This window comes from Brucella lupini, from assembly GCF_002252535.1.
Classification (GTDB): domain Bacteria; phylum Pseudomonadota; class Alphaproteobacteria; order Rhizobiales; family Rhizobiaceae; genus Brucella; species Brucella anthropi.
Genome location: NZ_NNRN01000062.1, coordinates 468,313 through 495,066 on the forward strand (window position 1 = coordinate 468,313; position 26,754 = coordinate 495,066).

The window sequence follows — 26,754 nt, forward strand, 5'->3', positions numbered from 1 at the left end:
GATAAGTTAATAGAAATGGCGGCTGATAGCCGTCATTTTGCTATCCTGCTCTCAGGAGCCTGATCGCTTCGTCGCGCCCGAAAAGATATAGCAACACGCGCAGTGCTTGTCCGCGTTCGGACTCCAGATCGGGATCGCTTGTCAGAATATAGCGCGCATCCTTGCGGGCGATTTCCAGAAGATCACCATGCGCTTCGATGGAAGCCAAGCGGAAGCCTGGGGTGCCGGATTGCCGCGTGCCGAGCAATTCGCCTTCGCCACGCAGTTTCAAATCTTCTTCCGCGATACGAAAACCGTCTTCCGTCTCGCGCATGACCTTCAGCCGGGCTTGTGCGATTTCGCCCAGCGGGCCTTTGTAAAGCAGCAAGCACGTTGACGGTTTGTCGCCGCGCCCCACGCGGCCGCGCAGCTGGTGCAGTTGCGACAGGCCGAAACGTTCGGCATGTTCAATAACAATGATCGTCGCATCGGGAACATCTACGCCGACTTCGATCACAGTGGTCGCGACCAGTAACCGCGTTTCGCCCTGCTTGAATGCCCGCATGGCTTCGTCTTTTTCAGCCCCGCTCATGCGGCCATGGATGAGACCGATGCGATCCCCAAAGACGGGTTTGAGGCTTTCGAAACGTTCCTCCGCCGAAGTCAGTTCAACGACTTCGGATTCTTCAACGAGCGGGCAAATCCAGTAGATTTTCTGTCCTTCTGCCACAGCTTTTCGGATTCGCTCGACAAGTTCCCCCATACGTTCCATCGGCACGATGGCGGTCGTGATGGGCTGGCGTCCGGCAGGCTTCTCGGTCAGTTTCGACACGTCCATATCGCCAAAAGCGGTGAGGACGAGGGTGCGCGGAATAGGTGTAGCCGTCATGACCAGCATATCCGGTGCAGAACCCTTTGCGGTCAGCATCAGACGTTGGTGCACGCCAAAACGATGCTGTTCATCGATGATGACCAGAACGAGGTCGTGATATTCGACCTTTTCCTGAAAAAGCGCATGCGTGCCGATGACGATATCGATTTCGCCAGTTTTTAATCCTTCGAGAACTGCATTCCTGTCACGGCCCTTTTCGCGACCGGTCAGAAGGGCGGTTTTCAGTCCCGCTTTCTCCGCAAGCGGCGCGATGGTTGCAAAATGCTGGCGGGCGAGAACTTCCGTCGGCGCCATGAGTGCTGATTGGCCGCCGGATTCAGCGGCATGCGCCATGGACAGCAATCCAACGACCGTCTTGCCGGAGCCGACATCGCCCTGCAAAAGCCGCAACATGCGCTCAGGCGATTTAAGATCTGTGATGATTTCGCGAACTGCCTGATCCTGCCCCTTGGTCAAGCGATAGGGCAGGTGGCGCATGATTTCGGCGACGATGCGCCCTGTACCTTCCAGAGGACGACCGGAAAGCCGCCGTGTTTTCGCGCGAACAAGGGCGAGTGCCAATTGTCCGGCCAGAAACTCGTCATATGCGAGCCTGCGCCGCGAAATGCTTTCAAGCGCGATATCCGACGGGTCTTCAGGCAGGTGAAGCGTGTTCAGCGATTGCTGGAAACTGGTGAAGCGCTCCCGCGCCAGCAACGGGCCGTCGATCCATTCCTGCAGCGGAGGCACGCGGGTCAGTGCTTCCTTGACGGCGCGCGCCAATGTCTTTGGCGACAGACCCGCGGTCAGCGGATAGACCGGTTCGACCATCGGCAGATTGGCTGCATCTTCTAAGCTCGCAATATAGTCCGGGTGGACCATGGAGGCGCGACCGTTGAACCATTCCACCTTGCCCGAGACGATGACAGTTTCACCCTCAGGCAGCATTTTTTGCAGCCAAGGCAATTGCGCATGGAAGAAGGTCAGCGCGATTTCGCCGGTGTCGTCATGAGCGAAGACGCGATGCGGAACATTACCACGCCCGGGTGGTGCAGGCTGATGCTGGTCTACAATGACTTCCAGCGTGACGATTGCACCTTCCTGAGCAAGCGCGATACCAGGCCGATTGCGTCGGTCGATCACGCTGTGCGGTGCCAGAAACAGGAGCTGACCGACCTTGGGCTCCGCGCCCGGTATGTCGGTGCCAAGCAGTTTGCCAAGCAGGGCGGCAACCTTCGGGCCAATGCCGGAAAGCGAACGAACGGAAGCAAAAAATGGATCGAGCATGGATGGGCGCATGGGCTTGAGCATTAACTGCTTCGTCCTGCGGTGCAAGGGCGGTGCGCAATCTTTCTGTGCTCTTTTTGTTCTTGTTGGATAAACGGGTTCCCGTTTGCGGCGCAGATGCTATATACCAGCAGCAATTTGAATGATTGGAGCTTACCGAGGATGACTGGCAGCACATTGGCGACGGAAAATCTGGATGTACGGCGCCGCAAGCTTCTGTTTCGCGCGTGGCATCGCGGTATGCGCGAGATGGATTTGATCCTTGGGCAATATGCGGATGAATATATTGTCGGCTTCACCGATCCGCAGCTCAATGAGTTCGAGCATATTCTTGAAGTGCTTGACCGCGATCTTCTGAAATGGGTGACGGGTGAAAGCCCGATCCCGGCAGATTATGACACGCCTCTGTTCCGCGATATTGTCGCGTTCCGCGACCGCATAGAATTCTGAGTTCAAGGTTCCCATGCCCGTTTTCAGCAAACTAGGTCTCAAGTCCTCCAGCGCACTCGGGGCAAATCGTCATATCGTGATCGACGGCGTTGCCGACGGTTATGAGGCGTTCTGTCTCATTCGTCTGGCGGAAGAGATCGGCGAACGCGGACCGATTATGTATATCGTGCGCGACGGGCAGCGCATTGCCGATCTGGAGCAGGTCTTGAGTTTCGTGGCACCGGATATGCCGGTTCTGCATCTGCCTGCTTGGGACTGCTTGCCTTATGACCGCGTATCGCCCGGTGCAGACGCATCGGCACGTCGGCTCGCCGCACTCAGCGCGCTGTCCCAGCTTAAAAAGGCACCGCATCCTGCCATCATTCTCACCACAGCCAATGCCGTTCTGCAAAAGCTGCCGCCGGAAGCGGCGATAGCCGAACAGGTGATTTCGGCGCGTCCCGGCAACCAGCTGGATATGAACGATCTGGCATCCCGGCTGGAGCGCAACGGTTTCGAACGTGTTTCCACCGTGCGCGACATCGGCGAATTTGCCGTTCGTGGTGGTATTCTCGATCTTTATGCACCCGGCGCAGAAGAGCCGTTGCGGCTTGATTTCTTTGGCGACACACTGGAATCGATCCGCGCTTTCGATCCGGCTTCGCAGCGTACCACGGGCACACGCAAGGAGTTCGTGCTCCAGCCGATGAGCGAAATCACGCTTTCGCCGGACATGATCAGCCGTTTCCGCAAGAATTACGTCGCGATGTTCGGTGCGCCGCAGCGCGATGACGCGCTTTATCAGGCGATCAGTGAAGGTCGTCGCTTTGCGGGCATGGAACACTGGCTGCCGCTTTTCTACGACAAGCTTGATACCGTCTTCGACCATGCGGGCAATATGCCGGTGGTGTTCGACCATCTGGTGCATGAGGCGCTGACCGAGCGCCACACCATGGTTGTCGATCACTACGAGGCGCGGCTGAGGCAGGCCGAAGGCAAGGAGCCGGGCAGCGATGCCGTGCCTTACAAACCGGTCAAGCCGGAAACGCTTTATCTCACACCATCAGAGGTCGAGAAGCACGCTGAGGCCGGAGGTATGCGCATCGACCTGACGCCATTCGGTGCGCCGGAGGTTACGGGGCGGACGATTATTCATGCCGATGTGCACAAGGGCCGCAGCTTTGCCGAGGAGCGCGCCGCCACCGACGTGAACCTGTTCGAAGCGGTGGTGAAGCATATTGCCGAACTGCGTGCAGCGGGCAAGAAAGTGCTGGTTGCTGCCTGGACTGAAGGTTCTCTCGACCGTCTTTTGCAGGTCCTTGATGAACATGGGCTGGAAAAGATCGAGTCGGTTGACCGGCTTTCTACCGTCAAGGCGCTGTCGCGCGACAAGGTAACGGCGGCTGTGCTGGCCGTCGAGAGCGGATTCGACGCGGGCGATCTCGTCATCGTGGCCGAGCAGGATATTCTGGGTGACCGTCTTATCCGCCGTTCTAAGCGCCGCAAGCGCGATCAGGATTTCATCTCGGAAGTCGCCTCGCTAAACGCTGGCGATATCGTCGTCCATGTCGATCACGGTATCGGTCGCTTCATTGGCCTCAAGACCATTACCGCCGCTGGCGCTCCCCACGACTGTCTTGAAATTCACTATGCGGGCGATGACCGGCTGTTCCTGCCGGTTGAAAATATCGAACTGCTCTCGCGTTATGGTTCGGAGGGCTCCGATGCGGTTCTCGACAAGCTTGGCGGTGGCGCGTGGCAGATGCGCAAGGCCAAGCTCAAGAAACGCCTGCTTGAGATTGCCGGGCATCTGATCCAGATCGCTGCCGAACGGCAGATGCGCGGTGCGCCGGTGATGACGCCGCCAGATGGTCTCTATGCCGAATTTTCTGCTCGCTTCCCCTATGATGAAACCGACGACCAGCTGACGGCAATCGAGTCCGTGGCGGACGATCTGGCTGCTGGCAAGCCGATGGATCGCCTGATCTGCGGTGATGTCGGCTTCGGCAAGACGGAAGTAGCCCTGCGCGCTGCTTTCATTGCTGCGATGAGTGGCGTTCAAGTGGCGATAGTCGTGCCGACAACGCTCCTGTCGCGCCAGCATTTCAAGACCTTCTCGAAGCGCTTCCATGGTCTGCCGATCAATCTTGCCCATGCCTCGCGTCTTGTCGGCACGAAAGAACTTGCGGCTGCCAAAAAGGGACTGGAAGAAGGAACGGTCGATATTGTCGTCGGCACGCATGCGCTGCTCGGCAACTCGATCAAATTCAAGAATCTCGGTCTGCTCATCATCGATGAAGAGCAGCATTTCGGCGTTAAGCACAAGGAGCGGCTGAAGGAACTGAAGTCGGACGTGCATGTGCTGACATTGTCCGCCACGCCGATCCCGCGCACTTTGCAGCTTGCGCTAACCGGCGTGCGCGAACTGTCGCTCATCACCACGCCACCCGTCGATCGTATGGCGGTGCGCACCTTCGTCTCACCGTTCGATCCGCTCGTCATTCGCGAGACGCTTTTGCGCGAACGCTATCGTGGCGGCCAGAGTTTCTACGTCTGCCCGCGCATTTCCGATCTTGGCGAGATAGAGGAGTTCCTGAAAACGCACGTGCCCGAACTGAAAGTGGCCGTGGCCCATGGTCAGATGGCGCCGGGCGTGCTCGATGACATCATGAACGCCTTCTATGACGGCCAGTATGATGTGCTTCTGTCCACGACCATTGTGGAATCCGGTCTCGATATTCCGACGGCCAACACGATGATCGTGCACCGCGCCGATATGTTCGGTCTGGCACAGCTCTACCAGCTGCGCGGTCGTGTTGGTCGCTCGAAGCAGCGCGCTTTCGCGCTGTTCACACTTCCGGCAGGTAAGATGCTGACGCAGATGGCGGAACGTCGCCTAAAGGTTCTACAGTCGCTCGACACGCTGGGCGCAGGCTTCCAGCTTGCCAGCCACGATATGGATATTCGCGGGGCAGGCAATCTGCTCGGCGAGGAACAGTCTGGCCATATCAAGGAAGTCGGTTTTGAGCTTTACCAGCAGATGCTGGAAGAAGCCGTTGCGACGCTCAAGGGTTCCGACGAAGTGGAAGACAGCCAGTGGTCGCCGCAGATCGCTATTGGCACGGCGGTTATGATCCCCGAAGCCTATGTGCCGGACCTGCAATTGCGCCTCGGCCTTTATCGCCGTCTCGCCGATCTGGAAGAGCCGCAGGATATAGATGCTTTCGGCGCGGAACTCATTGACCGTTTTGGTCCGATGCCGGATGAAGTGCAGCACCTGCTCAAGATCGTTTACATCAAGGCACTCTGCCGCCGTGCGAATGTCGAGAAGCTCGATGCCGGTCCGAAGGGCGTGGTCATCCAGTTCCGTCATGCGACGTTCAACAACCCGGTCGGGCTGGTGAAAATGATCGGTGAACAGGGCTCCATGGCCAAGATCAGGCCGGATCAGAGCATCGTCTTCATCCGCGACTGGCCGACACCGGAAAAGCGCCTCAACGGTTCTGCCGTCATCATGACGCAACTGGCGAAGATCGCGGCGGGTTAACCCGCCGCTTCGCGTCTTTTAGCGATCTTCAGAAATCCCCGGCTCAAAGCCTTCAGCCGTCTGGCGAATAGCGTCAGCAAGGACATCTGCCGTCTGAGCGCCCATGACGGCATATTTCTGATCGATGATGAAGCATGGTACGCCGCGCACGCCGATGCGGCTGGCGGTATCGATCTCCTCACGAATCGTTGCCTTGTCTGCCTCACTTTGCAGGAGCCGGGCGACCACTTCGGCATCCATGCCGACGCTTGCCGCAGCATCAACCAGCACTTCGTGGTCGCCGATATCCTGTCCCTGCTCGAAATAGAGCGAGAACAACATGCCGACCATCCGGTCCTGCGTATCAGGTGCAGCCTGTGCTGCCCAATGGATGACGCGATGTGCGTCCAGAGTATTTGGCGCTCGGGCGATGGCATCGAAATCGAAGACGATGCCGTTTTCCTCACCAAGCTGGGTCAGCTGCTTGTGGATGTCATCAATCTTTCCGCCGGTGCCGAATTTCTCGCGCATGTAGGTCTGGCGATCCTTTCCCTGCGGAGGCAGGGTCGGGTCGAGCTGGAAGGGACGCCAGCGCACTTCCGCCTCCACATCCGGCACCATGGCAAGTGCCGCCTCAAGGCGCTTGCGCCCCAGAAAGCACCAAGGGCAGACGACGTCGGACACGACATCGATAGTTATCTTTCTGGTGGCCATGGCAGTGTCTCCATACGGGAACCAGAGGCGTGGCCTCCGGTTGAGTACTCATCATATATTGGGTGCATGTAGGGCGAATTACATCAACGTTAAAGCCCGATCATGGCTTTGCGCGCCACCAGGTTGGCAGTTGATAGCCATAGAGTGAAGTCTTCTGCGGATGCTCGATGCGATCCCAGCGCGCTACCCACTGATAGGGCAGGTGGTAAAGCGGAATGTAGTAATCCCCGGAGATAAGCACACGATCAAGGGCGCGGACCGCACTCACGAAATCGGCGCGGCTTCTGGCTGCCAGCAGTGCTTCAATCATCGCATCTACTGCCGGATCAGCAACGCCCGGATAGTTGAAACTTCCCTGAACGTCACGCGAGGCTGCGCCCCAGCGCATCCATTGTTCGTTGCCGGGCGAAAGCGATCCGGTCAGCGCTCCGAGAATCATGTCGTAGTCGAATGTCTGGAGGCGTTGCTGATACTGGGCGTCGTCCACAGTGCGTATTTCGATTGTGATGCCCAGTCGCGCGAGATTGCGCTTGTAAGCCAACGCGACTTTTTCCTCGTCGGGCGAGCGCGTCATGATCTCAAATTTAAGCGGCTTGCCAGAGGGATCAACGGCGAGGCCGTGTTCAAACTGAAAACCCGCGTCAGTCAGGAGATCGTAGGCTTTCTTTGCAGGCGTGCGGTCATGACCGCTACCGTCCGTTACCGGCGGATGCCATGTACCATTCATGACATCGTCGCGAACGGCTTCGGGGAATGGTTTCAGCAACTGCTTCTCGCGGTCATCGGCAGGCTTGCCGACGGAGGAAAGCTCCGATCCTTCCCAAAAACTCTGCGTGCGGCGGTACTGATCGGCGAAAAGGTTGCGGTTAGCCCATTCGAAGTCGAAGAGCAGCCCCAGAGCCTGCCGGACACGACGGTCGGCGAAAATCGGACGGCGCGTGTTGAACACGAAGCCGAGCATGTTGGCTGGCGTGCCTTTTTCAAAGCTGTCCTTGATGACACGGCCCTGTTTTACAGCCGGGAAATCATAAAGCTTCTCCCATCGAGTCGGGTTTGCTTCGATGAAGACATCCAGCAGCCCCTTCTTGAAAGACTCAAACAGGGATGTCTCGTTTCGGTAATATTCAATCGTCAACGTATCGAAGTTGTTGAGACCGCGCTGCGACGGCAGATCCTTGCCCCAGTAGTCAGGGTTGCGCTTGTAGATAATACGCTGGCCGGGCTGCACGCCGGAAACGAGATACAGGCCGCTGCCGACAGGTGGTTTCAGGGATGAATTGCCGAAGGTTTCGCGATCAATGGCGTGCTTTGGCAGCACGGGCATCGATGAGGCAATCAGCATCGGAAATTCGCGATCCGACTTGTCGTTGAAGGTGAAGCGAAATGAGCGCTCCCCCGTCTTTTCGATCTTCTCGACCCGACTCATCCGGTTGTTGTAGGGAGGGCGTCCCTTTTCCGTCAGAATGTCATAGGTGAAGAGAACGTCATCCACCGTCACCGGCTGGCCGTCCGACCATTTCGCTTTCGGGTTCAGGGTGAATTCGACCCATTTGCGGTCCGGATCAACCGCAACCTTTTCAGCAAGCAGGCCGTAAAGGGTAAAGGGTTCGTCCCGCGAGCGCTGCATGAGCGTTTCGTAAACCAGATTTCCGAGGTCGACATCCCCGAACAGGCCGCGCGCTGTCGTACGCATGCTTTTCAGAACAAATGGGTTGAGACTGTCGAAAGTGCCGACAACGCCCATTGTGATGGCGCCGCCCTTCGGGGCGTCGGCATTTGCATAGGGGAAATGGGTGAAGTCAGCCGGCAGCGCCACATCTCCATGCATGGAGAGCGCATAGTCCGGCTGTGCTTCGGCTATCGCCTGCGCCGGCAGCACGCCGACGACAGCTCCGGTAAGGCTCGCAAGAACCACTTTGCGGAGAAAGGCAATCAATCCGTTCAACTTCAATCGTCCATTGTAAATAAGTTTGATGGTCGGCGCCGGGAAGCGTCGATTCGGAACCGAAAACTAGCATGATCGTACATTAAGTGCGGAATTAGGGCGTGTCCGTCACGCGACAGTAGGGGCTAAAATAAAGATTTTGGCGGATTCCGGGCATGGAAAGACGAAACTCATCTGGATTCATACCCCTAGTCGTTGTAACACGGCTCCGGATTGGGGCCCGCAAGGGTCTGGATGGGGGCTAAAATCCCCAAGGTCACGCTGTTGCCGCATTTTAAAACCAGTGACGGTCTATCGCTGACTTATAATACAGAACGGGAACTATAGATCAGAGCGTTGAAAGGAACCTGTTGATCATGTCCAGCACTAAGACAATCGCTGCCGCATCTGCCATTGCTGGCGCGTTCGCCCTGCTTGCCTCCGCGACGATGCCTGCATCGGCGCAGCAGCCGCCACAGGGCTGGTTCAAGGTTTGCTCGAAGCAGGAAGACAATGACATCTGCAACACGCAGAACATCGTCACTGCAGATTCCGGCCAGCTCCTGACCGCCGTCAACCTCATCGAGATCAAGGGCAAGATCAACCGCAAGATCTTTCAGGTGACCGTTCCTATTGGTCGTCTGATTCCTGCCGGCGTCGGCCTCCAGATCGACAACAACAAGCCGGTCAAGCTTGAATACGGCATCTGCTTCCCGGATCGCTGCATCGCAGAAGCTCCGCTGACCGACGATCTCATTAATGCGCTCAAGAAGGGCGGCAAGCTGACCCTGACTTCGGTCAACTATCAGAACAAGCCGAACCCGATTCCGGTTGCACTCACCGGCTTCTCAGGCGCTCTGACCGGCCCGGCTCTCAAGCAGTCCGAACTGGAAGAACGCCAGAAGGAACTTCAGGACGCCGTCCAGAAGCGCCAGAAGGATTTCGAAGCCAAGATGAAGGCTGAACAGGACAAGGCAAAGGGCGCAGCCAACTAAGCTGCTGTCTGTCCAGTGTGTTATGAAAAAGGGGCGCTTTGAGCGCCCTTTTTTTTGAACCATCACTTTAGAAGATAGTGCTATATTAGTTAGAATGTTGCGACTTTACGCGATAGGAACCATTGTCCTGTCGATCAAACATCTCCTCGATCTGAGGATGGCGCAAAGGCTCGCCGCTTAAATCCGGCACCAGGTTCTGCTCCGATACATAGGCGACATATTCGGATTCCGCGTTTTCCGCGAGCAGATGGTAAAACGGCTGGTCGCGATGCGGGCGCGCTTCTTCCGGAATGGACTCATACCATTCCTCCGTATTTGCAAATTCGGGGTCTACGTCAAAGATAACCCCGCGGAAGGGGAATAGCCGGTGCTTGACGACCTGACCGATCTGAAATTTCGCGTGCTTTATCTGTGTCATACCCATGCAACATTATGTAGTTCACCGCGTGACAAATTAAAGTCGGCGGTAACCGGCAATTCTGTCTGTTCGATGTCTCGGATGGTCCGAAAATTAAGTTAGCTGGAACGTTTGCCGTCGCTTCGGTGTGGAAGGCTTGGCAGTTTCGGTAGCAGATGCGAGAAACCGCTGCCAGGACGAAGCCCCTCACGCATGAAGAATGCGCGCAGCGGTGCGAATGAGCGGAGCATTTCCAATCCCACTCCACGCACGATCTGCGCCGGAAGCATGCCGGAGAGAAGTGAACGATTGAGCGCATCGACAGAGCCGGTGCGGGCTAGAATATCCGGACGTCTTGCGCGGTCATAGGCGCGAATGACCCGATTTGAGCCCGGGTCGACAGGATCGCTTTCGATAGCCTTGACCAGCGTTTCGACATCGCGGGAACCCAGATTGAGGCCTTGTGCGCCAATCGGTGGAAACACATGTGCGGCTTCACCAATCAGGATCGTGCGCTTGGCCGCAAAGACATGGGGCACGAGGCCGGAAAGGGGCCAGGCTTGCGGCTTGATCTCGAGGTTAATCTTGCCCAGCATGGACTGCATCATGTCTTCGATGCGCTGAGCGAGCGTGGCTTCGTCAAGCGCAAGCAGCGTTTCGGCGCGACCGGGATTGACCACCCAGACGAGGCTTGAGCGTTTGCCTTTCAACGGCACTTGAGTGAAAGGGCCTTCTTCGGTGTGGAACTCCGTCGAAATATTCTCGTGGTCGACGCTATGCGAGAAGGAAAGCACGACGGCTGTCTGCGGATAGCTCCAGCGGCGTGTGCGGATGCCTGCCGCTTCGCGGGCCATCGAATTGCGCCCGTCGGCTGCCACGACCAGCCGCGTATGCAATGTGTCGCCACCTGAAAGCGTGATGGTTACGTGGTCGCCATTGTGACGGTATTCGATAACAGAGGCATTGATGCGCTGGATACTCGGATTGCGGGAAACGGCGTCAGCCAGCTTCTCGTTCAAAACGGCATTGGGGATATTGTAGCCGAACGCAGTCTCATCAATTTCGCCCGCACGGAAGGTGACGACAGGGCTTCTCACGAGCCGTCGCGTGGCGTCTATAATGCGCATGGAAGCGAGGGGGGCTGCTTCCGGCTCGATATCCGACCAGACGCCCAGTCCCTCCAGTAGTCTGATGGCAGGCATCATGAGTGCGGTGGTGCGGCGGTCACCCTTATCGGTCTCCGGTCCAAGCAACACGGTGCGATAGCCTTTTGCGCCAAGCGCCAGCGCTGCCATCATCCCGGCAGGCCCGCTGCCGCTGATGACAATGTCAGTGAGAGGCTTGTTCACAACAAGATCGTTCATCGTGTTTCATCCCTGGTCCGACAGTGCAGACCTCGTGACCGTTCGCTATGCATATCGCATTGTCTGATGATTCCAGACGGATGCGTTTGAGCTGCACTTAAACCGAATTGCAGGCAAAAGACCATTCTTCCGTGGGATTATGGCGGATTTGCCTCACGCCTTACTTGCTCTTTTGTGCTTATTCAGGGAAAGCTGCTGCAGGATCATGGCTTTTCCTGGGGGAGAAGCTATTCAACGATCTTGAGGGTTGGGGACGTCAGTTTGTTTGGTGTACGCGTTCCCCGTTTGATGAAATGTACTCGCTGCCTTGGGGATTATCTTCGGCGGGATATGCGCGGCGACAAACTGAAATGGCGGACGGCGTGAAAACCAAACTGACCGGAAAACTCAAAGCCAAAAAAGTCACCGCGCCGCAAGCCAAGGCGTTTTCGGTTCATCTTCTGACGGCATCGGGTTCGTTTCTGGCGTTCCTTTCCATCGTGGCGGCCAGTGATGGGCGCTATACGGCGATGTGGTGGTGGCTGGGGCTGGCGCTTTTCGTCGACGGCATCGATGGCCCCATCGCGCGCAAGCTTGAAGTCAAATATGTTCTGCCGAACTGGTCTGGCGAGCTTCTCGACAATATCATCGACTATGTCACCTATGTTCTGATACCGGCTTTCGCGCTTTATCAAAGCGGGTTCATGGGGACATATCTGTCCTTCATATCCGGCGCGATCATCGTGGTTTCGAGCGCGATCTATTATGCCGACACCGGCATGAAGACGAAGGAGAACTTCTTCAAGGGGTTCCCGGTCGTCTGGAACATGGTGGTCTTTACGCTTTTCATCGTCAAACCGGGCGAGTGGGTCGCTTTCGCAACCGTTGTCGTGTCGGCAATCCTGTCGTTCCTGCCGATCAACTTCCTGCATCCAGTGCGCGTTGTGCGCCTGCGACCGCTTAATCTGACGGTTTTCCTGCTCTGGTGTGCCTTTGGCGCGGCTGCGCTCTATTATACTCTGGACGCGCCGTTGTGGGTCCGCGTTGGCATATCCGTGACGGGCCTCTACATCTACTTCATCGGCGCTGTCATGCAGTTTTTCCCAGGATTGGGACGGACTGCGACCGTCATCGCGGCTGAGAAAGCCGCTGCCGCAAAGAAGAGTGGAGAAGCATCATGATCAATGCCATTCGCGTCCATCAGACCGGTGGGCCGGAAGTCATGAAGTATGAACAGATCGAGATAGGCGAACCCGGTCCGGGCGAGGCAAAAGTGCGCCATGAAGCCGTCGGTCTGAACTTCATCGACGTTTATTTCCGCACCGGGCTTTACAAGGCAGCCCAGATGCCTTTCACGCCTGGCAATGAAGGCGCGGGCACAGTCATTGCGGTTGGTCCGGGCGTTGAGGGTGTTCGTGTCGGTGACCGTGTTGCCTATGTGGCGACACCGGGCTCCTATGCAGACGAGCGCATTCTGCCAGCGGACCGGCTGGTCAAGGTTCCGGATAATGTCGATCTGAAAACCGCCGCCTCCATGATGCTGAAAGGCATGACGGCGCAATATCTTCTGCGGCGTACATTCAAGGTGGAGCCGGGCCAGACGATCCTGTTTCACGCCGCTGCCGGTGGTGTAGGCTTGATTGCCGGACAATGGGCGAAGCATCTTGGCGCCACCGTCATCGGCACGGCGGGATCGGAAGAAAAGATCGCGCTGGCCAGAAAGCATGGCTACGACCATGTCATCAATTACCGCACCGAGAATTTTGCCGAAAAGGTGAAGGAACTGACGGGCGGAGCGGGTGTCGACGTTGTCTATGATTCTGTTGGGCGCGATACCTATATGGGTTCGCTCGACGTGTTGAAGCCGCTTGGCATGTTTGCCTGCTTTGGCCAGTCATCGGGTGTCATTCCGCCGTTTGATCTCGGCATTCTGGCGCAGAAGGGTTCGCTCTTTGCCACGCGTCCGACGCTGTTCAATTATATCGCCAAGCGGGCGGACCTCGAAAAGACTGCAGCAGAGCTTTTCGACGTGGTCGGAAGCGGAGCCGTCAAGATCGAGATCAACCAGACCTATGCGCTCAAGGATGCGGGCAAGGCGCATGAGGATCTGGAAGCCCGCAAGACGACGGGAACCACCATTCTGCTTCCATGATCGGGCTGATGATTGCAGCAGTGTGTATATGTCCACCGCTGCTTGCTTTTGGGCTTTTCAAGAGCAGAGTTGCTGGATAAGGTCGCTCAAAAATATAATTTTGGGGAACAATGACAGCGCCTTTAACCGACCGGCCTCTTCTGGATGTCCGCCGGCTCACGAAAGTATTTGGTCAGCTGCGGGCCTGCGATGGTGTCGATCTCACCATCGGGGAAGGCGAAATTCACGCGCTTCTGGGTGAAAACGGCGCCGGAAAATCAACCTTTGTGAAAATGTTGTTCGGCGCGTTGCAGCCACTTGAAGGCGAAATCGTCTGGAAGGGGCAACCTGTCACGATAGATGAACCTGCCGCCGCAAGAAAACTTGGCATAGGCATGGTTTTTCAGCATTTTTCGCTGTTCGACTCACTAACTGCCGCTGAGAACATTGCCTTGTCGCTCGACCGTTCGCTACCGCTTTCAGACGTTGCGAAGCGTGCGCGTGAGGTTGGCAGGACTTACGGTCTTCCGGTCGACCCGCAGGCCCATGTTGGTGATCTGTCCGTCGGCGAACGTCAGCGTATCGAAATCGTGCGCTGTCTTCTTCAGGAGCCGGATCTCATCATCCTTGATGAGCCGACTTCGGTGCTGACGCCGCAAGAAGCCGACAAGTTGTTTGAAACGCTGGAGCGCCTGAAAGCCGAAGGCAAGTCGATCCTCTATATCAGCCATCGTCTGGAGGAAGTGAAACGCCTCTGTGACCGCGCAACCGTGTTGCGGCATGGCAAGGTCGTTGCGCATTGCGATCCGCGCAAGGAAACCGCCGCGTCGCTCGCTCGTATGATGGTCGGTAATGATATCAATGTCGTGGCACGTAGCCCCATTGTGGCAGTAAATGCCGGTAATGACGCACTTTTTGAAATCAGGTCACTGTCGCAACCGCCGCGTGGGCCATTTTCGACGGCATTGAAAGATATTTCTCTCTCGGTCGCCGCAGGCGAAGTCGTTGGCATTGCCGGTGTTGCAGGCAACGGGCAAGGTGAATTCTTCGAAGCTGTTTCGGGTGAAGTGCTGCAGTCAAATCCATCGAATGTGCGCATTCGCGGGAAGGATGCAGGCAAGGCCGGCATCAGCGACCGCCGCATGATGGGGGCAGCCTTCGTGCCGGAGGAGCGGCTTGGTCACGGTGCTGTTCCGACCATGACGCTGACCGACAATCTGTTCTTGTCGCGATACAAGACCGACGCAAAGATGTTCCTGCGTGGCGGCAAGATGAAGCTGATCGCAGAGAGCGCGCTTCGATCGGCTGCAAAACGCATCATTGAACGGATGGATGTGCGCAAGAGTGCTGAAAATCCGCCCGCATCTGCACTTTCTGGCGGAAACCTGCAGAAATTCATCATCGGGCGCGAGCTTGATCGCTCACCATTGGTCATGGTTGTGAACCAGCCGACATGGGGCGTGGATGCCGGTGCCGCAGCACATATCCGGCAGGCACTTGTGGATCTTGCGCGCTCCGGTTCGGCAGTTCTCGTCATCAGTCAGGACCTTGATGAGCTTCTTGAAATCAGTGACCGCATTGCCGTGATGAATCATGGCCAGCTCTCCGATCCTCTGCCGATTGCCGATGTAACGCTGGAAAAGATCGGTCTTTTGATGGGCGGTATCTCAGGAGAGGCGGGAGCTGCATGATGCGGATTGAACTCGTCAAACGCCCGCAGCCGTCGAGACTTTTCAGCGCCTTGTCACCATTGCTGGCACTGTCGTTGACGCTGATTTTCGGCGGACTTGCGTTTGCGCTGATGGGCAAGGATCCGTTGCATGCGCTTTATGTCTTCTTTGTCGAGCCTTTGTTCGACATCTGGTCTTGGCATGAATTGCTCGTGAAGGCTGCGCCGCTGATCCTGATCGCAGTCGGCCTCTGCGTCTGCTTTCTGTCCAACAACTGGAATATCGGTGCCGAGGGGCAGTTCATCGCCGGTGCCATAGCGGGATCGATCTTGCCCGTTATGTTCCCTGAACTGCAGTCTTGGGTGGTTTTGCCCCTGATGATGCTGATGGGGATGGCAGGCGGCGCGGCCTATGCATCCATTCCCGCTTTGCTGAAAGTGCGCTTCAATACCAATGAAATCCTGACCAGCCTTATGCTTGTCTATGTCGCGCAGCTGTTCCTCGACTGGCTCGTGCGCGGGCCATGGCGCAACCCGGAAGGATATAATTTCCCGGAAACCCGTCAGTTCAACGATAGCGCCATTCTGCCGGAAATCTGGAGCGCATCGGGCCGCGCGCATTGGGGCTTCATCTTTGCGCTCGTTGCAGCGGTTGTCGTCTGGCTCCTGCTCAAGCACACGCTGAAGGGTTTCGAGGTCAAGGTGATCGGCCAAAGTCCGAGAGCCGGGCGTTTCGCGGGTTTCAGCGCGGGCAAGATGGTGTTCTTCGTCTTTGCGATTTCCGGTGCCCTTGCCGGTCTCGCAGGCATCGCGGAAACCTCCGGTGCCATCGGCCAGCTTCGTCCGGTCATATCTCCGGGCTACGGTTTTACGGCGATCATCGTCGCGTTTCTGGGACGCCTCAATCCGCTGGGAGCAATAGCAGCCGGTCTGGTGTTGGCGCTTTCCTATCTTGGAGGCGAAGCTGCACAGGTGGCTATCGGCATCTCCGAAAAATCTGCGCGCGTGTTTCAGGGCATGATCCTATTCTTCGTTCTCGCTTGCGATACACTCATCCTTTATCGCATTCGCTTCATATCCGGTCGCCACGCGGGAAAGGCCTGATCCCATGGATTTGACGCAGGCTATTCTTCTCACAATTGCAACGGCAGCGACACCGCTCCTGATCGCTGCCATCGGCGAACTGGTTGTTGAACGTTCCGGCGTGCTCAATCTTGGTGTCGAGGGCATGATGCTGATGGGGGCCGTGTCCGGCTTCGCCATTGCACAAATGACCGGCTCGGCCTGGTTAGGCTTGTTTGCCGCCGTTCTGGTCGGTGCGCTTTTCTCCGCTATTTTTGGCTTTCTGACGCTCATACTCGTCACCAATCAGGTCGCAACCGGGCTGGCGCTGACGATTCTTGGCGTTGGAGCATCGGCCTTGCTCGGCGAAAGCTTTGTCGGGCTTCCAGGTGTCCGGCTTGAAGCCATCCATATTCCCTATCTGACCGATCTGCCGCTTGTCGGGCGGTTCTTCTTCGGTCAGGATCCGATCTTCTATCTTTCGATCCTGCTGGTTATCGGTGTGGCATGGTTTCTGTTCCGCACGCGTGCAGGGCTTACATTGCGCGCCATCGGCGACAGCCATGGCTCGGCCCATGCGCTCGGCGTGCATGTGGTGCGCACGCGCTTTCTGGCGGTTTTGTTCGGCGGTGCTTGTGCCGGTCTTGCAGGCGCGCAATTGTCACTCGTCTACGTGCCGCAATGGGTGGAAAACATGACGGCCGGTCGTGGCTGGATCGCACTTGCGCTTGTCGTGTTCGCATCGTGGCGGCCATGGCGCGTATTGATCGGCGCTTACTTGTTCGGTGCGGTGACCATCGGTCAGCTTCACGCGCAGGCGCTGGGCTTTGGCCTGCCATCGCAGTTCCTGTCTGCGCTGCCTTATCTCGCGACGATTGTGGTGCTGGTCATCATATCGCGCAACAAGCGCCTGACGATGATGAATACGCCGGCTTCGCTCGGCAAGCCGTTCGTGCCAGACCGGTAGAACGAACGGCTGAGGGGGTAGACGTAAACCGTCCCAAGGGTTTTCGTTTTGGTTAGAGGGTAAAAACAAGGAGTGCAGGGAACATGAAAAAGACGCTTATGGCGATTGCCACTGCGGCGAGCTTTATGCTCGGCGGCGCGGCGCATGCAGAAGAAAAACTGAAGATCGGTTTCATTTATATCGGACCTCCGGGCGATTTTGGCTGGACCTATCAGCACGATCAGGCCCGCAAGGAGCTGGTCGAGGCACTTGGCGACAAGATCGAAACCACCTTTCTGGAAAGCGTTCCGGAAGGTGCCGATGCTGAACGTTCCATCGAACGTCTGGCGCGTGCTGGCAACAAGCTGATCTTCACGACGTCGTTCGGCTATATGGATCCGACCCTCAAGGTTGCTAAGAAATTCCCGGACGTGAAGTTCGAACATGCGACCGGCTACAAGACTGCCGACAACATGTCTGCCTATAATGCGCGCTTCTATGAAGGCCGTTATGTGCAGGGCGTGATTGCCGCCAAGATGTCGACCAAGGGCGTTGCCGGTTACATCGCTTCTGTGCCGGTTCCGGAAGTCGTGCAAGGCATCAATGCGTTCATGCTCGGCGCGCAGTCGGTTAATCCCGACTTCAAGGTCAAGGTGATCTGGGTCAATTCGTGGTTCGATCCGGGCAAGGAAGCTGATGCGGCCAAGGCACTGATCGACCAGGGTGTGGACATCATCACCCAGCACACCGATTCCACCGCTGCCATTCAGGTGGCGCATGATCGCGGCATCAAGGCTTTCGGTCAGGCTTCGGACATGATCAAGTTTGCGCCTGACACGCAGCTTACCGCTGTTGTGGACGAGTGGGGCCCTTACTACATTGACCGCGCCAAGGCTGCTCTCGACGGTTCGTGGAAGAGCCAAAACATCTGGTGGGGCATGAAGGAAGGCCTCGTGAAGATGGCGCCTTATACCAACATGCCGGACGATGTGAAGAAATTGGCCGAAGAAACCGAAGCCAAGATCAAGTCGGGCGAACTGAAGCCTTTCACCGGTCCGATCACGAAGCAGGACGGTTCCGTCTGGCTGAAAGAAGGCGAGCAGGCTGACGACAAGACCTTGCTTGGCCTCAATTTCTACGTCGCCGGCGTGGACGATAAGCTGCCGCAGTAAGTTTCTCCATACTGAAACAGAAAAGGGCGCTCAAAGCGCCCTTTTTATTTTCTTACAATGGATTGAATCCACCTCTCAAAGCGATAATTTAAGTCCCTCGTGGCTATCCGTGAAGCCGAGCGACTGATAAAAACGCAGCGCGTCGGAACGCGACTTATCGGTTGTCAGTTGCACAAGGCCGCAGCCGCGTTCACGGCATTGCTCGATTGCCCAAACGATCATCTGACGGCCTACTCCGCCGCCACGAATATGGCTCGCAATCCGCACGCTTTCGATCTGTCCGCGCCACATTCCCATCCGCGACAGGCCGGGTACAAAGCTGATTTGCATGCAACCAATGATCTCGCCATCATGTTCAACGACAGCCAGGAGCTGATTGGGATCGGAATCGATTGCCGCAAAGGCGCTGCGATAGGAATCTCGCAAGGGGAGGCTCGCATCTTCGCGCTGTGCGCCGAGCGCGTCATCGGCGAGCATGGCGACAATTGCCGCCACGTCAGCCGCGGCGGCTTTTCTGATCGCTATGGCAGCTTCCGCCGCCATCAGACCGCGATACCATGCAGATCGTAAGCGTCGCTCGCCTCGATCTTCACCGTTACGATGTCGCCGACGCGTAGCGGGCGGCGCGACTGGATGTGAACGCTGCCGTCGATTTCCGGAGCGTCGTAGCGCGTACGGCCTTTGCCGATTGTGCCGTTTGCTTCATCAATGATGACCGGCAGGCGCTTGCCAACTTTCTTCTTGAGGAGATTGGTCGAAATCTGCTGCTGCTTGGCCATGAAACGATGCCAGCGGGCTTCCTTGATTTCTTCCGGCACCTGCTCAAGACCGAGGTCATTGGCTTTTGCGCCCTTGACCGGTTCATATTTGAAGCAGCCGGCGCGTTCGATCTTGGCTTCATCGAGCCAGTCGAGAAGTATTTCGAAATCTTCTTCCGTTTCGCCGGGATAGCCGACGATAAAGGTGGAACGCACGGCCAGATCCGGGCAGGTCTCACGCCAGGCCTGAATGCGGCGCGAGGTCTTTTCCTGATGTGCCGGACGGCGCATGTTCTTCAGAACCGCCGGGGAGGCGTGCTGGAAAGGAATATCCAGATAAGGCAGAATCTTGCCTTCAGCCATCAGCGGAATGACTTCATCGACATGCGGGTAAGGGTATACGTAGTGCATACGCACCCACACGCCCATATCGCCCAGTTCACGTGAGAGGTCGAGGAATTTGGTGCGAACCGTGCGGTCCTGCCACATGGCTTCCTGATACTTGATGTCGAGGCCATAGGCGCTCGTATCCTGCGAGATGACGAGGATTTCCTTCACGCCTGCATTGACCAGCTTTTCCGCTTCACGCAGCACAGAATCGATCGGGCGTGATACCAGATCGCCGCGCAGCGCCGGAATGATGCAGAAGGAGCAGCGGTTTGAGCAGCCTTCGGAGATTTTGAGGTAGGCATAATGGCGCGGGGTCAGCTTCACACCCTGCGGCGGCACCAGGTCCACAAATGGATCGTGCGCGGGAGGGACGACTTCATGCACCGCGCTCATCACGCTTTCATAAGCCTGCGGGCCGGTGATGGCCAGCACGTTCGGATGCCGCTCACGGATGACATCGGGTTCTGCGCCAAGGCAGCCGGTTACGATGACCTTGCCGTTCTCGTTGAGAGCAAGGCCAATGGCATCCAGCGATTCATCGCGTGCGGAATCAAGAAAGCCGCAGGTATTGACGATCACCAGATCGGCACCGTCATGCTTGCGGGAGATTTCATAACCCTCGGAGCGAAGGCTGGTGATGATGCGTTCGGAATCGACAAGCGCCTTCGGGCAGCCAAGAGAAACGAAACTGACGCGCGGTGCGCTCATTGGGAGAACCTTGCAAAATATCGGAAATTGCGCGCGCAATATCACGATAAAGGGGCAACGGTAAAGTTGAGATGATAAAAAAAGCCGGAGCGCAAAGCCCCGGCTTCCATTCGCAAAGCGGATTTGGCTTACTCAGCCTGATCGGCCGGAGCCGCATTGAGCTGGCCATAACGCTCTTCGCCGATCTTGGCGAGGAGGTCGAGCTGGGTTTCGAGGAAGTCGATATGACCTTCCTCATCCGCCAGAAGCTCATCGAAAAGCTGCTTGGAAACATAGTCGCCGAGTTCGTCGCAGATTTCGCGGGACTTCTTGTAAGAAGCGCGTGCGTCGTACTCACCTGCAAGGTCGGCTTCGAGAACTTCCTTGACGTTCTGGCCGATGCGCAGCGGAGCTACGGTCTGCAGGTTCGGGTGACCTTCGAGGAAGATAATGCGGTCAATCAGCTTGTCTGCGTGATGCATTTCTTCGATGGATTCTTCACGTTCCTTCTTGGCAAGACGCGTGAAGCCCCAGTCGTTGAGGAGGCGGTAGTGAAGCCAGTACTGGTTTACAGCGCCAAGCTCGAGGAACAATGCCTCGTTAAGCCGCTCGATGACCTTTGGTTCGCCTTTCATTCCATGAACTCCCGAATTTGTCGCGTAGAGAACGTACACGATCCATGAACTGGACCACGTTTTCGTCCATTTGGTTATGACGAAGATGATACTCTTCAGTCACCCTTATGATCGTTTCCACGACGTTTGGGAAGCAGCCACAGCAACGGCCGCGTTTGGACATGACATTATAGACGGTGCCAGGAACTATAAGTTGCCAGCAATCCTGATCCAGAAGCTCAATAACAACGGCTTCAATGTCTTTATCGGTAATAACGTTACAGCTGCAGACTAGCATGAGGAAGTATCTCCCATGCCCGAAAAGCAGAAATCAGACGCAAAAAGCGTCGACTGGAGAGACTTTACCGGCTCACTCTTTACTTCAACTGTGTTGCTGACCTGAAAAACTGGCAGCTTTATTTCACTCGTGGCGCAAGGCCGAACTGAACCGGTCAATGGTTCCTCCAACTGCAAGGGTTAAAGGCCCGAACATTAAAGGCATTACTTAAGTGGCGTTTATAAAACCCACCAAATTAAGTCAGGTTATGGCCGGTAGGGCTCCGTTCTGTCAATTTTTATGTTTTTGAAATGTTCTAAAAATCAATAAGTTAGAATCATTCTAAATATGAGTTAACTACCCATCTTTAAAAGATAATTGGTGCTTTACTATCGTCATAGCGGCCTCCGAATGGCGCCGCTATGACATTATGCGCTATTTCGCCGCACCTTGTGGATAGGCGTTTCTACCGTGCGTCAGGAGCCGAGAACGGCGCTGAAGCCTTCAAACTGCGGAGGTCCCAGATAGAGCGGCTTGTTGTCTCCGGCGTTGCGATGCGCATCGCGAAACTGTTCGGACTTGGTCCAGGCGACGAAATCATCGCGGTTGCGCCAGACCGTGTGCGAAGCATAAAGCGTGTAGCCTTCCTCTTCATTGGTCGCACCGCGGAGAAGGTGAAAACTCTCGAAACCGGGAAGTTCGGACAGTTTCGAGTCGCGGTTTTTCCATACGGTCTCGAAGTCGGCTTCGCTGCCGACGCGAACCTTGAAGCGATTCATGGCTATGAACATTGCTGATCCTTTTCCATCAGGTTTGGGATTGGCTACTTTATATAACTTTTGGCGAGTGCAGCGGTAGGGGCCGCACCCGCCGCGTCACATCTCGGGATCAGAAGGCCGCCGCGGTCAGGTTGGTCGGTCTTCGAAGATGTGACGATCATGAACGGGAGGCGAGAACGCCTCCCAAAGTTTTAGAACTGGAACTGTGTCGAGACGAGGAATGTACGTCCGCGACCAGAACCATAAGTGCTGAGGGCAGGGGTATATTCCTTGTCGGCGATGTTCAGCACCTGAAGCGAAAGATCGACCGTTTCGGTGAACTTGTATTTCGCGAAGACGTCGACCAGCGTGTAGGGATCGGTGTCGTTTCCGCTGATGCTTTTGCCGCTCGAAACGTGCTGAACGCGCAGACCGCTTTCGAGCTTGCGCTCGAAGAAACGCGCACCGGCGGTAACCGTTACGACATCTTCCGGCAAATACTGGTTTGCGCCCATGCCAGCTGTCTGCTCAGGCAGTTCAGAGGTGGAATGCGTATAAGCAATGCCACCGAACGCGAAGCCCGCATCATAACGCGCGTCGAGTTCGAAGCCTTTCACTGTCGAAGTGCCGTCGACATTGATGAACTGGCTGTAGTCGGATGCAGCTGTGATGTAATCCTCAACACGCATCGTGTAGCAATTAGCCTTGAGGCGTAGTCCGTCTTCAGCAGTCAGGATGCCATCGCGAGCGATATTGACGCCGAATTCCCAGCCGCGCTGCTTTTCAGGACGAAGGTTGGGATTGCCGTGCATCATGCCGGTTCCGGTATGCGCCACGCCACCGAGGAATGTTTCCTGCAGGCTGGGCGAACGCATGGAATGCGCATAGGTGATGTAGGGCTGCAACCAGTCGGTCAGGTTATAGGCAACGGTGACCTTGGGGCTGAATTCGCCATCGCTGTTAGAGATCGAGCTGTCTTCGCTTTCGAGCTTGAAATAATCGTAACGAAGGCCGGTAACGACTTGCAGGGCCTGATAATTCCAGGTCGCTTCCGAGAAAACCGCGCCGCGATTGGATGTGGCATCCGTCGGATTGACGCCCGTTTGGGTGCCGCCAGCGGTGTCGCGGTTGATTTCAAAGCCGTTCTTCCACGCGACCGCCACTTCGCCGAAGGTGAAGCGCGACGTGTTCGAGGCCGTCATGCCGGTGGTTTCGGTCGAAACCTGCCGTCCTACGAAGCTGCCATTGCCGTCTTCCCAGTTCTGCAATGTGCTGTTGTGGTAGAGGTTGACGTCGAGGCCGATGAGATCGTTGTCGGACGGATTGTAGTTGTACTGTGCGAAGAACGTGCGGTTCTGCAGGAACATATCGTAGATCGTATAGGTTCCCGGACGGTAGCCGTTCGCATATGTTCCGTAGTGGTTGTTGTAGAGCACGCCACCAAGCGTCAGCTTCTGGTCTTCGCCAAGGCCGAACTCAGCTTTGAACAGGCCGGAAGTCAGTTCTTCGCCGGTTTTCTCGACGGTCACGCCGTCGCCGTTCTTGTAATCGTTGGAGTCGTGACGGCTGATGGCCGCAACAATCCCGATGGAATTGACGCGGGCGGCACCGGCCAGCATTTCGGAGAAGCCGGTTCCATTGCTACCCCAGGAAGCGCGGCCGAGGACGCCCTTGTCCTTGCCATCCAGAATGACATCATCGACGCCGAGGGTGCGGAAATTGACGCTGCCTGCAAGGCCAGTGCCGCCTTCGGTCGTCACAGCGCCGCGCGCCACGTCGATTTCAGATAACAGGTTCGGGTCGATATAGGCATAGCCCTGCGCATCGTGCGCGGTGTTGCGGTAGCTCTGCGGTACGCCGTCGATCATCATGTTGACGCGGCCGGAGCCTTCAAAACCACGAATATTGACCGCAACGCCGGGATTGGAAGCATTCTGCAAGGTAAACACGCCAGCGGTGCCGCGCAACACGTCGTCGAGCTTAGCGCCGCCGAAACGATTGATCTCTTCGCGGTCAACCCTGCCAACCGGTGCCGCAACGGAAGTCGGCGCCTGAGCGTCGTTCGCTCTGCGAATGGTGATCGTCTTCAACGCGACGCCAGCTTCTTCTTCAGAAGCCTTCTGTTCCTGCGCAAAGGCTTGTGACGTCATCGCCACCAGAATGACAGCAAGCCCCGTGCTCGCCAGAATTGACCGTTTGTGAACCCCACCAGTCGCCCGCATTTCCAATGTTTCCTTCATGACCCAGACGCGCTTCGCCGACCCGATGGGTGACGAAGAAATTAAAAAATTCAATTGTTTATGACTTCCCCCTCGGGAGAAGGCGCGTGCTGGCTGGGAAGAGGATTTCTTCCGGGCTTGCGCGGAAAAAGCGAGATTTAAACTTGACTCGATTATTCCAGTAATGCAGTGATTAATAAACATGACTGTTGATGTCAACAAAACAAATTTGCTGTCATCACCGTGTGGAAAGTCGATGCTGAGGCGAGAAAATGAACAGGCGAATCCATATCGACATGCAGGTGCGGTTACCACGCGGACCCGTTTCCGAACGAGCCGCAAATCGCATTCCTGAAAGCCAGCTCCGCAGCGATTCAACCGGGTCTGTCCCAGTTCAGGCGAAACCTCGCTTCGGCGAAGGTGGTCTTGAGCCGCAATTGAAAACCTATGGCAGTCGCGAACTCTTCGACGGCTCCCGGGAAGTGGGCATAGAGCACGGCGGTTCGCTCTATCGTCTCAAGATCACCCGCCAAGGCAAGCTCATCCTAAACAAGTAGGCAACCATCAGATGACGACCCATTCCAAGCCCTCCCCAGAGCAGATCCTCAAGGCACGGGCTGATAATCCGAAAATGCGCGAACGTGATTTTGCGCAGAGCCTCGGTGTATCAGAAGCCGATTTTGTAGCAGCGCATTGCGGACAGGATATAGCAGCCCCCATTTCGGCGCGGCGTATTCGCGCCGATGTTGAAACGCTGTTGAATCGCATTGCTGCTGTCGGCGAAATCATGGCGCTGACGCGTAATGAGAGCGTCGTTCATGAAAAGATCGGGCCTTTTGAGAAGACGATCTGGGGCCAACATGCTTCGCTGGCGCTCGGCAAGGAAATCGACCTTCGTATTTTCCCGAAGCATTGGGTTCACGGTTTTGCCGTTGCCAAGCAGGATGGCGAAGCAACGCGTCGCAGCCTGCAATTTTTCGATGCCACGGGCGAGGCGGTTTTCAAGATTCATCTGCGCCCAGCTTCGAACGTTGAAGCCTATGAGGCTCTTGTCGCCGATTTGCTGCTGGACGATCAGTCGCCAGCTGTTGAGACCAGTGCGCTTGCAACAAAGGGACCGAAGGCAGACGTATCGCTTCTCGATATCGACGCATTCCGCGAACGCTGGGGCGCACTCACCGATGTGCACCAGTTCGTTGGCCTGTTGAAGGATTTCGGTGTGGACCGCCATCAGGCTGTGCATCTTGCCGGTCATGATTTCGCCTGGCGTGTCGATACGTCATCGGTCGAGGCCATGATGAACCATGCGGTGCAGGAAAAGCTGCCCATCATGTGCTTTGTCGGAAGCCGTGGCTGCATCCAGATTCACACTGGCCCAATCCATGAAATCAAGATGATGGGCCCGTGGCTGAACGTGCTGGACCCGACGTTCCATATGCATCTGCGCCTCGATCACATCGCTGACGTCTGGGTTGTGCGCAAGCCGACGAAGGACGGGCATGTGACGTCGCTGGAGGCCTATGATGCCAATGGCGAACTGATTGTTCAGTTCTTTGGTGAGCGTCATGAAGGCGAAGCCGAACTAGCCGACTGGCGCATGATCGCGGAAAACCTTCCGCGTCTGCCGCAGTCTTCCGCTGCATAAGGTGACGGCAATGTCGTTCATTTCCTTGCGCTTCAGTCGCGGAGCTGCTCTGGCTGCCATCGCTTTGTCGCTGGCAGCTGGTGGTGCTGCACGCGCAGAAGCCGTCGACCATTTCGGCGATACGTCGCGCATCGTTTCCGTCGGCGGCTCGCTGACGGAAATCGTCTACGCTCTTGGCGCAGAAAAGATGCTCGCCGCGCGCGACCAGACAAGCGCCTATCCCGACGCGGTAAAGAAGCTGCCGGATATCGGATATATGCGTCAGCTTGCACCAGAAGGTGTGCTCTCGGTCAATCCGACCGGCATTCTGCTCCTTGAAGGCAGCGGCCCACAGGATACGCTCGATGTTTTGAAGAAAGCGTCTGTGCCAATGATCGTCGTGCCGGAAACCTATACCGGCGAAAGCGTCGTCAAGAAAATCGAGATCGTGGGCGAGGCTCTCGGTCTGGAAGAGAAAGCCAGGGCGCTTGCGAGCGAAGTCTCACGCGATATCTCAGCGGCTGAGAAGGCCGCAGCTGGCCACAGTTCGCGCAAGCGTGTACTTTTCGTTCTGTCGGCTCCCGGCGGGCGTATGATGGCTTCGGGCACAGGCACTGCGGCCAATGGCATGATTGAGCTTGCCGGTGGTGAAAACGTCATCACCGAATTTCACGGATATAAGCAGCTGACCGACGAAGCCGTCGAGAAGGCCGCGCCCGACATGATCCTGATGATGGATACGGGAGCGGACGGGATGACGCCTGAATCGCTGTTGAAAAATCCCATTATCGCTGCAACACCGGCAGGGCGTAACAAGAATGTCGTTTCGATGGAAGCGTCGTATCTGTTGGGATTTGGGCCTCGAACAGGTTCTGCCATTCGGGACCTGTCAGCAAAACTCTATGGCGCCTCTGCAGCGCAATAACATAATCAGACTTGCGGGATTGAAGAGCACGCAAGTCTGATTGTAAGGATTATTCGA

23 protein-coding genes are annotated in these 26,754 nt (G+C 56.5%); 12 read left to right on the forward strand and 11 right to left on the reverse strand.

Features of this window, described 5'->3' with window-relative positions; genetic code table 11:
* Nucleotides 1–40: 40 nt before the first annotated feature.
* Nucleotides 41–2,161: an ATP-dependent DNA helicase RecG gene (recG, locus tag CES86_RS25660; RefSeq protein WP_181834063.1), complete on the reverse strand. Its 2,121-nt coding sequence runs from the start codon at nucleotides 2,159–2,161 to the stop codon at nucleotides 41–43.
* Nucleotides 2,162–2,299: 138 nt separating this feature from the next.
* Between recG and CES86_RS25665 the strand changes: the two genes are divergently transcribed.
* A complete protein-coding gene (locus CES86_RS25665) occupies nucleotides 2,300–2,587 on the forward strand; it encodes an FAD assembly factor SdhE (protein WP_012093025.1) in 288 nt (95 codons plus the stop codon).
* Nucleotides 2,588–2,600: 13 nt separating this feature from the next.
* Complete coding sequence (mfd, locus tag CES86_RS25670; RefSeq protein WP_094515752.1) at nucleotides 2,601–6,113, forward strand: transcription-repair coupling factor; 3,513 nt, start codon at nucleotides 2,601–2,603, stop codon at nucleotides 6,111–6,113.
* An 18-nt stretch (nucleotides 6,114–6,131) separates the two neighbouring features.
* Here the strand turns inward: mfd and CES86_RS25675 are convergent, their stop codons facing one another.
* Nucleotides 6,132–6,806 (reverse strand): DsbA family oxidoreductase, encoded by a 675-nt coding sequence (locus CES86_RS25675; protein WP_029927370.1) that lies wholly within the window; start codon nucleotides 6,804–6,806, stop codon nucleotides 6,132–6,134.
* A 100-nt stretch (nucleotides 6,807–6,906) separates the two neighbouring features.
* On the reverse strand, nucleotides 6,907–8,757 hold the full coding sequence (locus CES86_RS25680; protein WP_094515753.1) for an extracellular solute-binding protein: 1,851 nt from the start codon (nucleotides 8,755–8,757) through the stop codon (nucleotides 6,907–6,909).
* Nucleotides 8,758–9,107: 350 nt separating this feature from the next.
* Between CES86_RS25680 and CES86_RS25685 the strand changes: the two genes are divergently transcribed.
* The gene (locus CES86_RS25685) at nucleotides 9,108–9,725 is read left to right on the forward strand and encodes an invasion associated locus B family protein (RefSeq protein WP_010658835.1); all 618 of its coding nucleotides are present in this window, start codon (nucleotides 9,108–9,110) and stop codon (nucleotides 9,723–9,725) included.
* An 85-nt stretch (nucleotides 9,726–9,810) separates the two neighbouring features.
* Here CES86_RS25685 and hspQ read toward each other — a convergent pair whose 3' ends face one another.
* Together hspQ and CES86_RS25695 are read right to left on the reverse strand one after the other, a co-directional pair.
* Nucleotides 9,811–10,149 (reverse strand): heat shock protein HspQ, encoded by a 339-nt coding sequence (hspQ, locus tag CES86_RS25690; RefSeq protein WP_010658834.1) that lies wholly within the window; start codon nucleotides 10,147–10,149, stop codon nucleotides 9,811–9,813.
* A 92-nt stretch (nucleotides 10,150–10,241) separates the two neighbouring features.
* The gene (locus CES86_RS25695) at nucleotides 10,242–11,486 is read right to left on the reverse strand and encodes a UbiH/UbiF family hydroxylase (protein ID WP_094515754.1); all 1,245 of its coding nucleotides are present in this window, start codon (nucleotides 11,484–11,486) and stop codon (nucleotides 10,242–10,244) included.
* A 350-nt stretch (nucleotides 11,487–11,836) separates the two neighbouring features.
* On the opposite strand from CES86_RS25695, the gene pcsA reads away from it, so the two are divergent.
* From pcsA to CES86_RS25725, 6 genes are all read left to right on the forward strand, one after another.
* The gene (pcsA, locus tag CES86_RS25700) at nucleotides 11,837–12,646 is read left to right on the forward strand and encodes a phosphatidylcholine synthase (protein ID WP_094515755.1); all 810 of its coding nucleotides are present in this window, start codon (nucleotides 11,837–11,839) and stop codon (nucleotides 12,644–12,646) included.
* Nucleotides 12,643–13,617, forward strand: coding sequence for a quinone oxidoreductase family protein (locus tag CES86_RS25705; protein ID WP_029927378.1), 975 nt, complete (start codon nucleotides 12,643–12,645; stop codon nucleotides 13,615–13,617). The genes pcsA and CES86_RS25705 overlap by 4 nt, the downstream gene beginning before the upstream one ends.
* Before the next feature lie 110 nt (nucleotides 13,618–13,727).
* Complete coding sequence (locus CES86_RS25710; RefSeq protein ID WP_094515756.1) at nucleotides 13,728–15,287, forward strand: ABC transporter ATP-binding protein; 1,560 nt, start codon at nucleotides 13,728–13,730, stop codon at nucleotides 15,285–15,287.
* Nucleotides 15,287–16,369, forward strand: a complete 1,083-nt coding sequence (locus CES86_RS25715) for an ABC transporter permease (protein ID WP_040128691.1) — start codon at nucleotides 15,287–15,289, stop codon at nucleotides 16,367–16,369. Before CES86_RS25710 ends, CES86_RS25715 begins: the two co-directional genes overlap by 1 nt.
* 4 nt (nucleotides 16,370–16,373) lie before the next feature.
* The gene (locus tag CES86_RS25720) at nucleotides 16,374–17,294 is read left to right on the forward strand and encodes an ABC transporter permease (RefSeq protein WP_012093014.1); all 921 of its coding nucleotides are present in this window, start codon (nucleotides 16,374–16,376) and stop codon (nucleotides 17,292–17,294) included.
* A gap of 83 nt (nucleotides 17,295–17,377) precedes the next feature.
* A complete protein-coding gene (locus CES86_RS25725) occupies nucleotides 17,378–18,445 on the forward strand; it encodes a BMP family ABC transporter substrate-binding protein (RefSeq protein WP_010658827.1) in 1,068 nt (355 codons plus the stop codon).
* Between the two features lie 75 nt (nucleotides 18,446–18,520).
* On the opposite strand, the gene CES86_RS25730 is transcribed toward CES86_RS25725, so the two are convergent.
* The 6 genes from CES86_RS25730 to CES86_RS25755 form a co-directional block, all read right to left on the reverse strand.
* Nucleotides 18,521–18,988, reverse strand: coding sequence for a GNAT family N-acetyltransferase (locus CES86_RS25730; protein ID WP_094515757.1), 468 nt, complete (start codon nucleotides 18,986–18,988; stop codon nucleotides 18,521–18,523).
* A complete protein-coding gene (gene rimO, locus CES86_RS25735) occupies nucleotides 18,988–20,301 on the reverse strand; it encodes a 30S ribosomal protein S12 methylthiotransferase RimO (protein WP_094515758.1) in 1,314 nt (437 codons plus the stop codon). Before rimO ends, CES86_RS25730 begins: the two co-directional genes overlap by 1 nt.
* 128 nt (nucleotides 20,302–20,429) lie before the next feature.
* Nucleotides 20,430–20,915, reverse strand: a complete 486-nt coding sequence (gene bfr, locus CES86_RS25740) for a bacterioferritin (RefSeq protein WP_010658824.1) — start codon at nucleotides 20,913–20,915, stop codon at nucleotides 20,430–20,432.
* Nucleotides 20,881–21,192: a (2Fe-2S)-binding protein gene (locus CES86_RS25745; protein WP_012093011.1), complete on the reverse strand. Its 312-nt coding sequence runs from the start codon at nucleotides 21,190–21,192 to the stop codon at nucleotides 20,881–20,883. Before CES86_RS25745 ends, bfr begins: the two co-directional genes overlap by 35 nt.
* Before the next feature lie 455 nt (nucleotides 21,193–21,647).
* Complete coding sequence (locus CES86_RS25750; protein ID WP_010658822.1) at nucleotides 21,648–21,962, reverse strand: antibiotic biosynthesis monooxygenase family protein; 315 nt, start codon at nucleotides 21,960–21,962, stop codon at nucleotides 21,648–21,650.
* Between the two features lie 179 nt (nucleotides 21,963–22,141).
* A complete protein-coding gene (locus CES86_RS25755) occupies nucleotides 22,142–24,223 on the reverse strand; it encodes a TonB-dependent receptor domain-containing protein (RefSeq protein ID WP_235820025.1) in 2,082 nt (693 codons plus the stop codon).
* A gap of 272 nt (nucleotides 24,224–24,495) precedes the next feature.
* Between CES86_RS25755 and hemP the strand changes: the two genes are divergently transcribed.
* From hemP to CES86_RS25770, 3 genes are read left to right on the forward strand one after another with little or no spacing between them, the layout of a single operon-like run.
* Nucleotides 24,496–24,705, forward strand: coding sequence for a hemin uptake protein HemP (hemP, locus tag CES86_RS28335; RefSeq protein ID WP_373418745.1), 210 nt, complete (start codon nucleotides 24,496–24,498; stop codon nucleotides 24,703–24,705).
* 11 nt (nucleotides 24,706–24,716) lie between these two features.
* Nucleotides 24,717–25,793 (forward strand): hemin-degrading factor, encoded by a 1,077-nt coding sequence (locus CES86_RS25765; RefSeq protein ID WP_094515760.1) that lies wholly within the window; start codon nucleotides 24,717–24,719, stop codon nucleotides 25,791–25,793.
* Between the two features lie 10 nt (nucleotides 25,794–25,803).
* Nucleotides 25,804–26,697, forward strand: a complete 894-nt coding sequence (locus CES86_RS25770) for a heme/hemin ABC transporter substrate-binding protein (protein ID WP_094515761.1) — start codon at nucleotides 25,804–25,806, stop codon at nucleotides 26,695–26,697.
* Nucleotides 26,698–26,754 lie beyond the last annotated feature (57 nt).

Bases quoted from the DNA above. Each gene is read 5' to 3' on its own strand.
- recG (WP_181834063.1), bottom strand. From the start codon at position 2,161: ATGCTCAAGCCCATGCGCCCATCCATGCTCGATCCATTTTTTGCTTCC.
- CES86_RS25665 (WP_012093025.1), top strand. From the start codon at position 2,300: ATGACTGGCAGCACATTGGCGACGGAAAATCTGGATGTACGGCGCCGC.
- mfd (WP_094515752.1), top strand. From the start codon at position 2,601: ATGCCCGTTTTCAGCAAACTAGGTCTCAAGTCCTCCAGCGCACTCGGG.
- CES86_RS25675 (WP_029927370.1), bottom strand. From the start codon at position 6,806: ATGGCCACCAGAAAGATAACTATCGATGTCGTGTCCGACGTCGTCTGC.
- CES86_RS25685 (WP_010658835.1), top strand. From the start codon at position 9,108: ATGTCCAGCACTAAGACAATCGCTGCCGCATCTGCCATTGCTGGCGCG.
- hspQ (WP_010658834.1), bottom strand. From the start codon at position 10,149: ATGGGTATGACACAGATAAAGCACGCGAAATTTCAGATCGGTCAGGTC.
- CES86_RS25695 (WP_094515754.1), bottom strand. From the start codon at position 11,486: ATGAACGATCTTGTTGTGAACAAGCCTCTCACTGACATTGTCATCAGC.
- pcsA (WP_094515755.1), top strand. From the start codon at position 11,837: ATGGCGGACGGCGTGAAAACCAAACTGACCGGAAAACTCAAAGCCAAA.
- CES86_RS25705 (WP_029927378.1), top strand. From the start codon at position 12,643: ATGATCAATGCCATTCGCGTCCATCAGACCGGTGGGCCGGAAGTCATG.
- CES86_RS25710 (WP_094515756.1), top strand. From the start codon at position 13,728: ATGACAGCGCCTTTAACCGACCGGCCTCTTCTGGATGTCCGCCGGCTC.
- CES86_RS25715 (WP_040128691.1), top strand. From the start codon at position 15,287: ATGCGGATTGAACTCGTCAAACGCCCGCAGCCGTCGAGACTTTTCAGC.
- CES86_RS25720 (WP_012093014.1), top strand. From the start codon at position 16,374: ATGGATTTGACGCAGGCTATTCTTCTCACAATTGCAACGGCAGCGACA.
- CES86_RS25725 (WP_010658827.1), top strand. From the start codon at position 17,378: ATGAAAAAGACGCTTATGGCGATTGCCACTGCGGCGAGCTTTATGCTC.
- CES86_RS25730 (WP_094515757.1), bottom strand. From the start codon at position 18,988: ATGGCGGCGGAAGCTGCCATAGCGATCAGAAAAGCCGCCGCGGCTGAC.
- rimO (WP_094515758.1), bottom strand. From the start codon at position 20,301: ATGAGCGCACCGCGCGTCAGTTTCGTTTCTCTTGGCTGCCCGAAGGCG.
- bfr (WP_010658824.1), bottom strand. From the start codon at position 20,915: ATGAAAGGCGAACCAAAGGTCATCGAGCGGCTTAACGAGGCATTGTTC.
- CES86_RS25745 (WP_012093011.1), bottom strand. From the start codon at position 21,192: ATGCTAGTCTGCAGCTGTAACGTTATTACCGATAAAGACATTGAAGCC.
- CES86_RS25750 (WP_010658822.1), bottom strand. From the start codon at position 21,962: ATGTTCATAGCCATGAATCGCTTCAAGGTTCGCGTCGGCAGCGAAGCC.
- CES86_RS25765 (WP_094515760.1), top strand. From the start codon at position 24,717: ATGACGACCCATTCCAAGCCCTCCCCAGAGCAGATCCTCAAGGCACGG.
- CES86_RS25770 (WP_094515761.1), top strand. From the start codon at position 25,804: ATGTCGTTCATTTCCTTGCGCTTCAGTCGCGGAGCTGCTCTGGCTGCC.